Genomic DNA, 14379 nt, shown 5'->3' with positions numbered 1-14379 from the left:
AAGTGAAAAAAGCTTCTTTTTTACTCCTTATTATATACACACTTTTTTCTTCAAAACTGTTTTGCCAAAATTTACATCTAAAAATTAATGGCAATACTGAGCATGAAACCAGCTTGATCGACTCCTTAAACTATTTAAAAAAACACAAAGATTACACATCCATTAAACGTGAAATAGACAGTGTTCAAAAAAGACTCTACAAAATAGGATATATTGAAAATGAACTAAAAGAAACCATTAAGATAAACGATTCCTTATTCACAAGTCGAATTCACTTAAAAAAGAAATTCAACACCATATATGTATATTACGACAAGACAAAGATTAAACGTTCTCTTTTAGAAATCATTTCCAAAAACATTTTTGATGATTATTTTGAGTTAGAGCTTAACAAAGTCGAAAATGCCTTGAATTTAATTAATTTTAAAATTTCAGAAGAAGGCTTACCCTTTTCAAAACTACGCCTGTCCAACATTAAAGTAAAAGACAGCTTCAATCTATCTGCGCATCTGATCATTGAATCGGAAGTAAAAAAGAGAACGATTAGCAACATTATGATAAAAGGCTATGAAAAATTTCCACACTCCTATCTAAACCACTTCTTAAAAATTAAACCTTCTCAGGTTTTTGATTTAACCAAAATTAGAAGCAAAACCAACGAACTAAACAACTTACGGTTTGCCAATCAGATAAAATCTCCAGAAGTTTTATTTTCTAAAGACTCAACGACATTATACTTGTATCTTGAAAAAGCAAAAAGTAATTCTTTTGATGGCTTTTTAGGTTTTGGAACCAATGAAGAAACAAACAAACTGGAATTTGATGGTTACTTAAACTTAAATTTAACTAACAACTTAAACTTTGGGGAATCATTTAAATTATTATATAAAAGTGATGAAAATGACCAAAAAACATTTCAAGCAGATTTAACACTTCCATACCTATTTAAATCGCCTATAGGTGTTGACTTATCCTTACGAATCTTCAAAAAGGATTCTTCATTTACAACTGTAAATCAGGCCCTGAAATTGCACTATCAAATAAATCCAAAACATAAGGTTTATGCGGGGCTTCTTTCTACAGAGTCCAACAACTTATTAACGGAAAATATATCGCCCATAATTTCTGATTACAACACACAATACTACACCTTTGCATATGAGTTTATAAAACCGCACCCCTTACATCTGCTTTTTCCAATTAATTCCAAACTATATCTAGAAACCAACTTTGGAAAAAGAAAATCGCTCAACACACAAGAGAAACAATCGCAAATTTCTATTGACGCTTTTAAAACCTTTCATTTAAACAGAAAAAACAGCATTTTTTTAAGGTTAAATAGTGCTTTTTTAAATTCCGACACTTATTTAGAAAATGAACTATCAAGATTTGGCGGTATAAATTCCATTAGGGGTTTTGAGGAAAACAGTCTATTTGCATCTCTATTTGGTTTAATAAACACAGAGTACAGATATCAACTTAACAATTCTATTTATATCCATTCCATTATAGATGCAGCATATTTTGAGAATAAAATTTTGAATACCAGGGAAAAGCTTTTTGGTTACGGCTTTGGCTTTGGTGTTCTTACTCAAGCAGGACTATTTAGATTTAACTATGCAAATGGTAAAAATGAAAATCAAAAATTCAAACTTTCAAATTCTAAAATACATATAAGTCTGGTGGCTAATTTTTAGTTTTTGTTAATATTTTACTAAATTTTATAATTCAAGTAATAAAAACCGAGTATCTTTTTTTTAAAAATAAATTAAAAACGCCTCATTTGAACGTATTCTTTTTTTCCACTTTTCTTAAAAATTCTCGTTAAAAGGTAAATTTTAACCATTATTTATTGTTTTATTAACTTTTTATTATGATTTTTGGCATTGACTAATTCAAATAATTATAAAATGAAAACAAAGTTTAGTGGAATTCTAACGCTATTACTAGCGTTGGTAGTGCAACTTGCGTTTGCACAAGAAAAGACAATTTCAGGTACTGTTTCAGATGATTCTGGCTTACCGTTACCTGGAGCTACTGTCTTAGTAAAAGGTACTACTTCTGGTACATCTTCAGATTTCGACGGAAAGTATTCAATAAGAGCTAGTCAAGGTGACATCCTTGTTTTTAGTTTTGTGGGGTATACAACTACCGAAGCTCCTGTTGGTGCGTCCAACACGGTTAATGTGACATTACAAGAAGATGCCGAATCTTTAGAGGAGGTTGTAGTAACAGCTTTTGGTAAAACCAAGCAAAAAAGATCACTTGGTTATGCTGCAACCGCAGTTTCTGGGGAAAAATTAACAGAGGTGGCCACACTTAACCCTTTTGAAAGTTTATCTGGAAAAGTAGCAGGTTTGGATGTAACAGCTCCTAACCAACCAGGTGCCTCTACAAAAATAATTTTTAGAGGTTTCAGTTCTACAAGTGGTAATGGTCCTTTATATGTTATTGATGGTACACCTGTATCTTCGGCTTCAAACACGGGTAGTCTTAGCGGACTAAATACAGATGTTAATAGATCTTTTGATGGTGGTACTAATATTAATGACATTGATGCCAATGCCATTGCGAGTATTAACATCCTTAAAGGTGGTGCTGCAACTGCATTATATGGTTCCAGAGCACAAAGTGGAGCTATCATCATTACGACCAAGAAAGGACAAGCTGGACAAAAGGTTAAAGTAGAAATAAATAGTTCTATCGACTTTTTAGAAGTTGCCAGAATCCCGCATTTACAACAAGAATTTGGTCAAGGTTGGAATGGTGTCGATTATTCAGGTCTTCCTGCTGGCGGTACTGGTGCGACAAATGAAAATGGTTCTTGGGGACCTAAATTCACTGGAGCGCTTCGTCCTTGGGGTCAAATAGTTGATAATGCGCAGCAAATAAAACCTTACTCAAATCTAAAAGACAATATTAAAGATTTTTATGATATTGGTAATACCTATACAAATTCAGTTCGTCTAAGTGGTGGTGGTCAAAACACTGATTTTTCAGTTATATTTTCCAGAGTAGACACTGACGGTATTATTCCTACCGATGCTGATGCTTTAAAAAGAAATACTTTAAGCTTTAATGGCGGTATTTCTGGTGAAAAATTCAGACTTCGTGTTAATGGTAATTATGCACAAACTAGGCAAAATGCTGTAAATACTGGACAAGGTGATGGTGCAGGTGAAGGAGAAACTTTTATGCAAGAGTTAATTCAAATCCCGAGAGGTATTAGTGTATTAGACTTAAGAGATTATACCAATAATCCTTTCAATAATAATGATAATTTCTATACACCGTATTCAAGAAACCCATGGTGGTTACTTAACGAAAATGCAACGGTTTTAAATCGTGAGCGCTTTTACGGAAATATTAATTTCTCTTATGATATCACACCTAACTTAGTTGGTACTATTCAAATTGGTGCAGATATAAATAATGGTAAACGTCATAGTCATGGTGCTGTTATTAACTATACGCCAGGATCTCCAAATGACTTATTAGGAGCGAGTACTGTTGTTGGTGGTGTTACAGAAAGAACCAACCAAGCTAGACGTTATGAGTCTTTTATGACATTCGATTATAATACTGTCTTAAATGAAAACTTTACATTAGATGCTTCGCTTGGGGGATCTATCAATAATAGTACAACAAGTTCTTTACAAGTTAGAGTAACAAACCTAGATATTCCTAATTTCTATGAAATTTCTAACTCGGCAGTACTGCCAATCACGGCACAACAAGATGCCCAAGCTAAGAACTATTCGGTTTTTGGATCAGCTACCTTAGCATTTAAAGAGCGTATTTATTTAAACTTAACAGCAAGAAACGAATGGACATCTACTTTAGCAATAGGAAACAATTCCTTTTTCTATCCTTCTGCTAATTTAAGTGCCATTGTTTTAGATAATGGAGCACACTTCTTAAAAGCTCGTGGAGGTTATGCGTCACTTGCAAATGGTGCCGGTCTATATTTAACAGAAAGTTCTGCTACACAAGGTGTTGCTGGTGCTTATTTTGGGTCTATTAACTTCCCATTCAACAACCTAAACTCTTTTGAAATTGGTAGAACTTTAGGAAACATAGGAATAGAACCTGAATTTACTGATGAATACGAAATAGGTCTTGAAGGTAGATTCTTTAACAATAGGATTACTGCAGATATTGCTTATTATACAAAAACAACTGATGGTGCTATTATAGCTCAACAACTTCCTAACTCTACAGGGTATAGAGAAATTTTTGGTAACTTTTTAGATATCGAAAATAAAGGTATAGAGGTCGCTCTTGGTTTAGTCCCAATTAGAACAGATGATTTTAGTTGGAATATAGACTATACATTTACAAAAAATAAGAATAAAGTTACAGACCTTCCAGATGGCTTAGATAAACTATTAATTAACAGTGCTTTTGGTGTAAACTTTTATGCTATTGAAGGACAGCCCTTAAGTGTTTTCCAAGCACGTGTTCCACAAACAAATGATGCTGGTCAGATTATTGTAGATCCTAACACAGGGATTCCATTACAATCTACTGAAGAACAAACCATTGGTGATTCACAAAGAGATTTTGTGATGGGGCTTCAAAATACTATTAGATATAAAAATTTCAGATTATCATTTGGATTTGACTGGAAAGAAGGTGGAGAAATGTACTCTTATACATCCAGACTTTTAGGATTTACTGGGAATTCTATAGCTACAACATATAATGACAGAAATACGTTTATAGTACCTAACTCTGTTATTGATGATGGTGTTTATGCACCAGATGGCTCTGTTATTACGGCTCCTACGTATCCTGAAAATACAACGCCTATTACTTTTGATGCCGTTACTGGTTTTTATAGTGCAAGTAACAACCCTACTACAGAAGCAACCAACCACATCATTGATAAGACGTTTATAAGATTACGTGATTTGTCTTTATCTTATAGTTTCCCTGAAAGCATTATTGGGAAATCAGGATTAAGTTCCTTATCTTTAAGTGTTTATGGCAGAAATTTAATGCTTTGGACTCCAGATGAAAATCCTTATGTAGATCCTGAGGTTACTTCATTTGGAGGTAATGATTTAGCAACTGAATTTGGTGAGTTTGCAGGAAACCCTGCTCAAAGAACATACGGAGTTGCATTAAAAATGTCATTCTAATAATTAAAAAAATATACAATGAAAAAAATAATATTATTATTAATAGGATTTGGAATGTTAATATCTTGCGATTCAGTTTTAGATATAAACAGAGATCCTGACGACCTAACTCCTGATGATTTAGCTTTTGAAGTTGAATTACCAGCGAGTATTACAGCTGTAGCTGGTGTACAAGGAGCTAACTGGGCATTAATTGGCGGTATTTGGTCGCAAATGTGGTCGCAAAGCCCTGGTTCAAGTCAATATCGTGTAGTGGATAACTATACTTTAGGAACTACAGATGCCATTGCCGAGAGTGGATGGCGTAATACCTATGACGGCCTTCTAGATATCAGAAATATTAAGAAAAAAGCTTTGGCTGCCGAAAATTGGAATTACTACTTAATAGCAACTGTACTAGAAACATATATATCGCATATGCTTACTGATTGGTATGGTGACATTCCTTATAGTGAAGCAAATGATCCTTTAATCTTTCAACCTAAATTTGACACAGGTGAAGCCGTATATGATGCCATGATTGCTGATCTTGATGATGCATTGGGTCGTAATTTAGGAGCCTCTGTAGGTGATACACCTGGTGCTGATGATTTGGTTTTTGGAGGTAACATGAATAATTGGGTTAAGTTTGCCAATACACTTAAACTTAAAATATTCTTACGCCAGACAGAGGCCAGACCTTCTGTAGCGCAAGCTGGAATTACTGCCATGATTAATGCTAATGCACCCTTTTTAGATACCGATGCTTCTTTAACAGGTTTTACTGATGCTCCAAACGTGAGTAATCCTTTATTCGAATCTGATAAGAGACAATTAAATACAGCACTTAATTTAAGGGCTAGTACAACGATGCATTCTTATTTAGCGACGAATTTAGATTCAAGATTGGGTTTATTTTATACAGCTGGAAATCCTGTGAATCAAGGTGATTATAACAACCCTGCTGGACCAAACACATTTGCGGTTTCTATCTTAAGTCCTCTTACCCCTGTTTACTTTATAAGCCATGAAGAAAGTTTATTCATGCAAGCTGAAGCTATGGAACGTTACAACAGTGGCACAGGTGCTAAAGCCATGTATGATGCTGCAGTGATGGAAAACTTTAATAAATGGAGCTTAGACGGCTCGGCATTTGTTGCAACAGCTGGAGCTTACGAATACCCAAGCGGTACATTTGACGAAAACCTTACAGCCATTATTACCCAAAAGTGGATTGCTAGTTATCCAGGAAATGGTGCAGAAGCATTCTTTGAATGGCACAGAACAGGGATTCCTGCAACATCTACAGTTCCTCAAACCGACGCAGGTTATATTCCTGGTCAATTTGCAGTTTCTGTAAACGGTGTATTAGGCACTGGATTTCCTCAACGTTTATTATATCCAGCTGGAGAAACGTCGACAAATTTACAAGCGCCAGCAGTAGTACCAATTACCACACCTATTTGGTGGAATCAATAATAAAAAATGTTAAGAATCATGAAAAATATATTAAAGAGTATTATGTGTATCGCAGTACTGTTCTTAAGCAGTAGCTGTGATACTGAATCGACTGGAGATGTTTCTTTTGTTACCAACTATGCTGTATTCGAATACGATAATTTAGCTGTGGTACCCTTAAACGGAACATTCACTCCATCAGCAGTGGCTACAGAAAATGGAGCCACTTTAGAAGTAACATCAGGTGGAAATGTAGACACCAGTACAGTAGGAGTTTATGACGTTTCTTATTCTGCAACCAATTCAGATGGATTTGCTGCCACTGTTTTTCAAACCGTAGTAGTTCATGACCCTGCAATTGTGGGAACAGATGTTACAGGAAATATTCAAGATGCTGGAAGAAATGAAAGAAAAGGTATTATAACTTTAGTGCCTGGAACAACAAGTATCTTTCATTGTACTGACTTTGGTTTTGGTGGTAATTTCCCTATGTATTTCCAAATGGATGGAGATATCATTTCAGAAATACCACAAACATACCCATTCAGCGCAACTAGCGTGGCTTTGACTTACGATCCAGCTACTAGAATGTTTACAACAGAGATTCAGCCTTATGGATTTGACTATACTTTTGAATACGAATAAATAAAATTTAAAGAATTATGAAAAACACATATATATATAAAGCCGTTTTACTCTTATTCACGGTAAGTTTGTTTATCTCTTGTGATGAAGGTGGTGAACCAGACCCAGGAGGAACCAGTGTTGAGGAAATTGCTGGAGATTGGTGGGCAGTTGCTTTAACCCCAGATGGTAGTGCTACTGCATATGGAGGTGATTTTGTTCAATTTAGTACATTTAATACTTCTGCAAATGATAATACTTTTTGGTTAGACGACCATGGAAATTGGATGGAGCTTAAAGCAAAAGTAACTCTTAATGCAGATGGTTTAACTTTTCAAAGTGAACCTAATACAGAAGAACTTTACGGACCTGCTACTGTTACAATAACTAATGGAAGAATTGTTAGAGGAGGTTATACTACTGAAAGTAATACTGAAGTCGATCAAATTTTCTTTGATGCCGAATTTAGTTGGGATCCAGGACTGGTTTATAAATATGAAGGACATTGGAGAACAGGGTTTTTAGAAGATGAGAATCCTCATTATTAACCAAGTTCTTTAAACAATAAAAAAACCACCTCACTTGAGGTGGTTTTTTTATACCTTTACCCACATGCAAGAACAGACACAAATTTTTGGTATTAGGGCTATTATTGAAGCTATAAATGCTGGTGAAACAATCGATAAAGTGTTTCTTCAGAAAGGGCTAAAAGGAGCGCTTTTTAGTGAATTGGAAACTGCTATAAGGAAAAATTCAATAAACACTTCTTATGTACCTGTTGAAAAGCTCAACAGACTTACCCCAAAAAACCATCAAGGAGCTGTTGCCCAAATATCTCCAATTGCATTTCACGACATAGAAACTTTGGTTTTAAACGTTATAGAATCTGGCAAAACACCTTTATTTTTGCTATTGGATCAACTAAGTGATGTTCGTAATTTCGGTGCTATAATACGAACCGCAGAATGTACTGGTGTTGATGGTATTATTATTCAAAAAAAAGGTGGTGCCCCAGTAAATGGGGACGCAATCAAAACAAGTGCTGGAGCTGTATTTAAAGTTCCTATTTGCAAAGTAGACCATATTAAAGATGCTGTATTCTATATGCAGGCATCTGGAATAAGTGTTATAGCAGCTACCGAAAAAACGGACCATGTATTATACGATGTCTCTTTTAAAGAACCCTGTGCTATCATTATGGGGTCTGAAGGCAGGGGTATTAACCCATCTACGTTAAAAGTTGTTGATGTTAAAGCTAAGCTGCCCATATTAGGCGACATTGAATCTTTAAATGTTTCTGTTGCTTGTGGCGCCTTTTTATATGAAGCAGTAAGACAACGTTCCTAATCCTCCCTATTTTTTTTATAAGTATAGTTTATTATAGGAGGTTCCTCCTGCTCGGTTTCAATATGCTCAATAAAGTTACCGTCTTTGTCGAAATGTTTTAGAAAAGGATCCTCTTCCTCATTATAGTTTTCTTGTTCCCATGCATATTTTTTTGGCTTTGCAATCTCTTTTCTAAAGAAAAGTGCAAACAACAGACCAGTGACTAAACCAGATAAATGGCCTTCCCATGAAATGCCTTCTTTTACTGGAGCAACATACCACAGCATACTGCCATAAAGAAAAATAACCAGTAGAGATAGCGCTATAAGCCTATAATGTTTAGCAAATACCCCTTTAAAAAAGGTGAAACTTACCAAAACATAAATAAGACCACTTGCCCCTATATGATAGGATGGCCTACCAATACACCAGGTAAAAAAACCCGAAAATAAAATTCCGAATAGTATCACTTTCCAGGCAAGAGGCTTGTAGAAATAGAATAAAGCCATGGAAAGCACAAATAATGGCACTGTATTATGATAAATATGCTGTATATCTCCGTGAATAAAAGGGCTGAATATAACCCCCTTTAAACCTTTTAAAGTTTGAGGGTATACTCCGTACTTACTAAAGTTAAAACCAAAACGAACTTCAAACCAAAATACCAACCAGATAGCCAGTACAAAAAATACAGGATAAACTATAACTCCTGTTGAGAATTTAAAATGGTCGCGTTGTTTCTGTTTCATATGACTTAAAGATAGCAAATAGCTAACCAATTTTTATTTTAGTGTTAAAATGTCAGATAAAGATCTCTAAAGTCATTAGCCCGTTTTTCCATTAGTAAAAGTAAACTAATAGTACATACAAAAATCTTAAAAAAATATTTTAATTTTACCATATGAATGAACCTTTAGCTGAACGTTTAAGACCGAAAACCCTTAATGACTACGTGAGTCAAAATCATCTCGTTGGTAAACAGGGTAGCTTGACGCAGCATATAAAACAAGGTTTAATTCCATCCATGATCTTTTGGGGGCCTCCAGGTACAGGAAAAACGACGCTTGCGAATATTATTGCTACTGAATCGGGCAGACCTTTCTATACACTTAGTGCTATAAATTCTGGGGTTAAAGATATTCGGGACGTAATCGATAAAGCCAAACAGAGCGGTGGGTTATTTACAACAAAAAACCCTATCTTGTTTATTGACGAAATTCATAGATTTAGCAAGTCGCAACAAGATTCCCTTTTACAGGCTGTTGAAAAGGGGTGGATTACATTAATTGGCGCGACAACTGAAAATCCTAGTTTTGAAGTTATTTCAGCACTTTTGTCTCGTTGCCAGGTCTACATTCTAAACGCATTTAATAAAAATGATTTAGAGACACTTTTAAAACGTGCGGTAGACCAAGATGAGTATATCTCTAAAAAAACAATTAAGCTAAAAGAAACGAACGCCCTTATAAAGCTTTCAGGTGGTGATGCTAGAAAACTACTTAATATCTTTGAGCTTATTGTTAATTCTTATGACTCTGATGTAATAACGATCACCGATGCTTCGGTTTCGGAAAAGGTTCAGAACAATACTGTGCATTACGATAAAACTGGTGAACAGCATTATGATATTATTTCTGCATTTATAAAATCGATACGGGGAAGCGATCCTAACGCTGCCATATATTGGTTAGCTCGTATGGTAGAAGGCGGTGAGGACGTAAAATTTATAGCACGCAGATTACTCATTTTAGCGAGTGAGGATATTGGCAATGCCAATCCAACGGCTTTGGTTATAGCCAATAATACGTTTCAGGCGGTTTCTACTATTGGCTACCCAGAATCCAGAATTATATTAAGTCAGTGTGCGACCTATTTAGCATGCTCCCCTAAGAGTAATGCCGCCTATAAAGCCATTGGTAAAGCACAGCAATTAGTTAAAGAAACGGGCAACCTTTCTGTGCCTTTAGAAATTAGAAATGCTCCTACCAAATTGATGAAGGAATTAGGATATGGTGATAATTACAAATATGCCCATAATTACGACCTCAACTTTGCCAACCAAGAATTTTTACCAGATGAAATTAAAAATACTAAACTTTACGAACCTGGAAATAATGCTCGTGAAAATGCTCATAAGGAGTTTTTAAAACAACGGTGGAAAGATAAATATGGATATTAGTCTGCCTTAATAGGGTCTGTTTTTCACCCTACAAGGCTAGAATTTAATATTCAAGACATCTTGTTTAGATACGTTATTTGCATAGTATTCAATAATCCAATCATCTCCTTTTTTATAAATAATAGCGCTCTTATTTTCTACTAAATAGACGTTTTCAAGTTGTGTTTGTTTTATCCTGTATACAACTCTTGGGGAGCTATCTACCAATTGAAATCCATTTTCAATTTCCTGAGCGTATAATACCTTGGAAAGCACTTCCTTAACACCTGTCTCCATCGCAGTAGCTTTTTTAATTGTAGGCAAAACGGCTACTGGTGTTTCTGCTTTGGGAATGCTCACTACTTTTAGTTCTGCTTCTTTTTCCTTTTTAAGATTTTGAATTTCTTGTTTTAATACCTCAATCTCCTGCGCTACTTCGTTCTTTTCTCCAGAGCTTTGAGTTTGCAAAGATGTTATCCTTTCGTTAGGTTCATATTTATAATTAAGCATTTCTATAGATTTAAACGCTGCTCTTAATGCTTCTACATAAGCTTTAGCATAATCTTTTTCTCTACTTATTCCTAATTGAGATGTATATATTACCTGGTCATTACAACCTTTAAGTTCTACTGCCAATTTTGTTTTAAACATTCCAGGTTCTTTGGTTACATCAGATCTTAATGCCAAACATCTATTTCTAATTAAATCTTCTGGATAGGTATCACCCTCTTTTAAAGCTTCAAATCCATATTTATTAAATAAAAACTGCGCTAAAGAATTTAATTGATATTGGTCTTTCTCCTTTAAAAAATCGAACTTATTAGGCACAATCACGTACTTATAATCATTCAAATTAGATTGTGAAAAAACAGTCGTTACAATTAAACAAGCTATAGCAGCAGATAAAATCTTAGTCTTCATTTTTATTAAATATATAGTTAAACCCTAATTGTAAAGATACACTTTGTGCATTATATATGTTTTTAAATTCCAAAAAATTATCTGCCATTACGTAAAAGTTTAATTTTCCTAAGTTGGCAGACATACCCAGACCGATATTATAAGGCGAATAGGAATCTATGGTATATGTAGTTTTGATTTGTAAACCATTAAATAAACGCCTATAATAATATGCCGTTAATGCCAATAGAGGACGCTTGGGTCTGCTCATAGCAAATAACTGCATACCCGCGGCATTTAGATAATCACCTTCTTCTTTTACACAATTACATGTTTTATCTTTTTTCTTACCAAATGCATAATTCAATGACGTATTAAGTTTTATAGGACGCCATGTGGTATACTTGGTTGCTGTGGTATCCAGTTCAAATATTTCTTCAAAGTCTTCTTCAATTTCGCTCCAATAATCTTCTGCTGTCTGGCCATTTCCTATGTCGGGAAAAATAGGGTTAATGCCTTCAAACACAATATCTCCTTCTATCTTGTAATTTTCAATATCTTTTGTATGTCTAATAAAACCAACATCCAACAGGCTGGCATCAAAGCTCCATTGTTTGTTTAATTGTTTCGTAAAACCAACATCGAATCCCAGCCCCAGGTTTCCGCCAAATAAAAGACGTTTTTTTAAATCTCGAGCTACAGAGTTAGAATCGGAACCGTCCTCAGATAAACTGGCTATCCCAGAAGTTCTGGCTTCTAAATCTAAATTAAAAATATGGTCGTAAAAATTATTTTGTCCTCGTACTGTTATAAAACGCCCTTTGTTTTTTGTAGCGTTAATGTTAGCTATGCTTGAGTATATTTTTCCCCTAATTCCAAAGGTAAAATGGTCATTTACTTTTTTGGTATAGCCAAGATGCAATACAGAAATGGCTTCTGCCGCTACACTTACTTGACTTGTACTAAAAGACCTATTAATATTATTTTGATTCCCTTCTAAAGCTAAAATCGCGAGATCTTTTGGAAAATAAGCAATAACATCCAACTCCTGATATAGGCCAAAACTTATGTACTCATTTTTCTCGTAAGAACTCCCAAAAGAAAATCCGCCAGAAAAAATTTCCAATTGTTGATTTACGCTAAAAAAATCATTAGCTTCCATACCGTAAACAGCATTTTGAAGCTTAGCATTAAAATCAATACCATCATTGGCAAAAATATCATAAACAGTACTGCCCGTTATTCCTACATTGGCATGGATATGCGATAATAAAGGAATTCCAAAATACCAATCATTTTTTATCAGCTTACCAGGATTAAGCAATGTAGATTGTGGGATATCTGAAAACCCGTAAAGTATCTGCTTATTCTGTGAAAATGAGAGACAGCATGAAGCAAGTGTCAAAAAAAAAATGAAACGCCTCATCATAGCTCCTCTCCAATATTTAAATAAAAAACAGCCTTAGATTGTAGCTTAATTCTACCCAGAGTTGATTGATTAATAGTTTCACCAGATAGCAGACTAAGGGTAAATACTATTTTTGAAGTGTTTTTTAAAGCCTCTAATTTGTCATTTTCAAATACCTCTGTATGATCGGACAGGACATCATTACCATTTGTAGACGGTGAAGCTGTAAGCGTGAATGAATGTACCTGTAGCTCCAAATCGTTAATAAGGTCAACACGTACTTGGAACTCCTTACTAATTGAGTTTACCGCCTCAAATACAAACTCGGATTTAATAAGGTTATCGACTATAAAATTACTGTTAAAAAATTCTACAGTTACGGAATCTTTAATAGAAACTATTTCGTTAGTGTTTAATAAAAAACGATTAGCCTGTCCTTCAAAAAAGATAAGACTAGATTCCACTACAGGAGAAATTTCAAAATCATCAGCTTGATCAAAATCAACGTCCTTTACACATGAAAGAAGACTTAAGCTTATAGCAACAACTAAAAATGAATATTTGATTATTTGTTTCTGCATAAAGTAGGTATAGCAACTAAACGGTAAAATATAAAAATTAGTGCATCTATAGATATTTCTTTAACTGAATTAAATTATCAATCCGTTTAACATTATCATCAATTACAGTGTTATGGACATCAAAAAAAACAACCTCCATACCAATATTCTTAGCTCCCAATATATCGGCTTCATAGCTATCTCCTATCATAACACTCTGACTGCTATTTGAATTAGCCAAATTCAAAGCAAAATTGAAAATTTCTGGATTGGGTTTTTTAACGCCTGCCATCTCCGAATTAGTGACTGTTTTAAAATAATTATCAATATTAGAACCTTTTAGCTTTTTATGCTGTACTTCATCGAATCCATTAGTAATAATATGCAAATTGTAATTGAGATTTAAATAATCTAGAATCTCAAAAGTATTATCAAATAGATAATTAAACGTTGTTAAATGTGTTATATAATCATCAGACAATTTATTGATCATAGTCTCTTCAACTTGATAACCAACTGCTGAAAATGCATCATTTAACCTTCCAAAACGCAAGGTATTCTTTTCTATTTTTGCTTCCCTGTATAGCTTCCAATACTTTAAGTTTATAGGTACATAATGATATAAAAAATCGCTTATATCTACATCGATGTGATTCAATTTTAATATTTTATCAAATGCCAATGCAGAGTTTTTATCAAAATCCCATAAAGTGTGGTCCAAATCAAAAAACACATCAGTTATACCCTCTATTTTCATTTTTATTTTTTTATGATCATTTCGATAAATTAAAAATAAGCACAAATAAAATCATACAGTTATTT

At 34.2% G+C, this 14379-nt stretch carries 12 protein-coding genes; 7 read left to right on the top strand and 5 right to left on the bottom strand.

Annotation, left to right across the window (positions count from 1 at the left end; genetic code table 11):
- The first annotated feature begins 2 nt into the window (after nucleotides 1–2).
- From HHX25_RS09715 to rlmB, 6 genes are all read left to right on the top strand, one after another.
- Nucleotides 3–1697 carry a POTRA domain-containing protein gene (locus HHX25_RS09715; protein ID WP_169672611.1) on the top strand — a complete coding sequence of 565 codons (1695 nt, stop codon included), beginning with the start codon at nucleotides 3–5 and terminating at the stop codon, nucleotides 1695–1697.
- A gap of 213 nt (nucleotides 1698–1910) precedes the next feature.
- Entirely contained in the window at nucleotides 1911–5144 is a 3234-nt protein-coding gene (locus HHX25_RS09710) for a SusC/RagA family TonB-linked outer membrane protein (protein ID WP_169672609.1), read from the top strand.
- 18 nt (nucleotides 5145–5162) lie between these two features.
- Nucleotides 5163–6602, top strand: a complete 1440-nt coding sequence (locus HHX25_RS09705; protein ID WP_169672607.1) for a SusD/RagB family nutrient-binding outer membrane lipoprotein — start codon at nucleotides 5163–5165, stop codon at nucleotides 6600–6602.
- 18 nt (nucleotides 6603–6620) lie between these two features.
- The gene (locus tag HHX25_RS09700) at nucleotides 6621–7226 is read left to right on the top strand and encodes an immunoglobulin-like domain-containing protein (protein WP_169672606.1); all 606 of its coding nucleotides are present in this window, start codon (nucleotides 6621–6623) and stop codon (nucleotides 7224–7226) included.
- A gap of 17 nt (nucleotides 7227–7243) precedes the next feature.
- Nucleotides 7244–7753, top strand: a complete 510-nt coding sequence (locus tag HHX25_RS09695; protein WP_169672604.1) for a lipid-binding protein — start codon at nucleotides 7244–7246, stop codon at nucleotides 7751–7753.
- A 64-nt stretch (nucleotides 7754–7817) separates the two neighbouring features.
- A complete protein-coding gene (gene rlmB / locus HHX25_RS09690) occupies nucleotides 7818–8552 on the top strand; it encodes a 23S rRNA (guanosine(2251)-2'-O)-methyltransferase RlmB (protein WP_169672602.1) in 735 nt (244 codons plus the stop codon).
- Here the strand turns inward: rlmB and HHX25_RS09685 are convergent.
- Nucleotides 8549–9280, bottom strand: a complete 732-nt coding sequence (locus tag HHX25_RS09685) for a rhomboid family intramembrane serine protease (RefSeq protein ID WP_169672600.1) — start codon at nucleotides 9278–9280, stop codon at nucleotides 8549–8551. The two genes, rlmB and HHX25_RS09685, sit on opposite strands and share 4 nt — an antisense overlap.
- A gap of 152 nt (nucleotides 9281–9432) precedes the next feature.
- On the opposite strand from HHX25_RS09685, the gene HHX25_RS09680 reads away from it, so the two are divergent.
- A complete protein-coding gene (locus tag HHX25_RS09680) occupies nucleotides 9433–10710 on the top strand; it encodes a replication-associated recombination protein A (protein ID WP_169672599.1) in 1278 nt (425 codons plus the stop codon).
- Between the two features lie 36 nt (nucleotides 10711–10746).
- Here HHX25_RS09680 and HHX25_RS09675 read toward each other — a convergent pair whose 3' ends face one another.
- The 4 genes from HHX25_RS09675 to HHX25_RS09660 are packed head-to-tail and all read right to left on the bottom strand — an operon-like array spanning nucleotide 10747 to nucleotide 14314.
- Complete coding sequence (locus HHX25_RS09675) at nucleotides 10747–11610, bottom strand: hypothetical protein (protein WP_169672597.1); 864 nt, start codon at nucleotides 11608–11610, stop codon at nucleotides 10747–10749.
- Nucleotides 11600–13018, bottom strand: coding sequence for a DUF5723 family protein (locus tag HHX25_RS09670; RefSeq protein ID WP_169672596.1), 1419 nt, complete (start codon nucleotides 13016–13018; stop codon nucleotides 11600–11602). The genes HHX25_RS09675 and HHX25_RS09670 overlap by 11 nt, the downstream gene beginning before the upstream one ends.
- Nucleotides 13015–13578: a hypothetical protein gene (locus tag HHX25_RS09665; protein WP_169672594.1), complete on the bottom strand. Its 564-nt coding sequence runs from the start codon at nucleotides 13576–13578 to the stop codon at nucleotides 13015–13017. Before HHX25_RS09665 ends, HHX25_RS09670 begins: the two co-directional genes overlap by 4 nt.
- A 46-nt stretch (nucleotides 13579–13624) precedes the next feature.
- The gene (locus HHX25_RS09660) at nucleotides 13625–14314 is read right to left on the bottom strand and encodes a YjjG family noncanonical pyrimidine nucleotidase (protein WP_169672591.1); all 690 of its coding nucleotides are present in this window, start codon (nucleotides 14312–14314) and stop codon (nucleotides 13625–13627) included.
- Nucleotides 14315–14379 lie beyond the last annotated feature (65 nt).

It is taken from the genome of Flavivirga algicola, assembly GCF_012910715.1.
GTDB classification, from domain to species: Bacteria; Bacteroidota; Bacteroidia; order Flavobacteriales; family Flavobacteriaceae; genus Flavivirga; species Flavivirga algicola.
This window is presented reverse-complemented; position numbering and strand designations above follow the sequence as displayed.

What these genes read in the sequence shown, in the direction of transcription:
- HHX25_RS09710 (WP_169672609.1), top strand. Translation starts at nt 1,911, where the DNA reads ATGAAAACAAAGTTTAGTGGAATTCTAACGCTATTACTAGCGTTGGTA.
- HHX25_RS09705 (WP_169672607.1), top strand. Translation starts at nt 5,163, where the DNA reads ATGAAAAAAATAATATTATTATTAATAGGATTTGGAATGTTAATATCT.
- HHX25_RS09700 (WP_169672606.1), top strand. Translation starts at nt 6,621, where the DNA reads ATGAAAAATATATTAAAGAGTATTATGTGTATCGCAGTACTGTTCTTA.
- HHX25_RS09695 (WP_169672604.1), top strand. Translation starts at nt 7,244, where the DNA reads ATGAAAAACACATATATATATAAAGCCGTTTTACTCTTATTCACGGTA.
- rlmB (WP_169672602.1), top strand. Translation starts at nt 7,818, where the DNA reads ATGCAAGAACAGACACAAATTTTTGGTATTAGGGCTATTATTGAAGCT.
- HHX25_RS09685 (WP_169672600.1), bottom strand. Translation starts at nt 9,280, where the DNA reads ATGAAACAGAAACAACGCGACCATTTTAAATTCTCAACAGGAGTTATA.
- HHX25_RS09680 (WP_169672599.1), top strand. Translation starts at nt 9,433, where the DNA reads ATGAATGAACCTTTAGCTGAACGTTTAAGACCGAAAACCCTTAATGAC.
- HHX25_RS09675 (WP_169672597.1), bottom strand. Translation starts at nt 11,610, where the DNA reads ATGAAGACTAAGATTTTATCTGCTGCTATAGCTTGTTTAATTGTAACG.
- HHX25_RS09670 (WP_169672596.1), bottom strand. Translation starts at nt 13,018, where the DNA reads ATGATGAGGCGTTTCATTTTTTTTTTGACACTTGCTTCATGCTGTCTC.
- HHX25_RS09665 (WP_169672594.1), bottom strand. Translation starts at nt 13,578, where the DNA reads ATGCAGAAACAAATAATCAAATATTCATTTTTAGTTGTTGCTATAAGC.
- HHX25_RS09660 (WP_169672591.1), bottom strand. Translation starts at nt 14,314, where the DNA reads ATGAAAATAGAGGGTATAACTGATGTGTTTTTTGATTTGGACCACACT.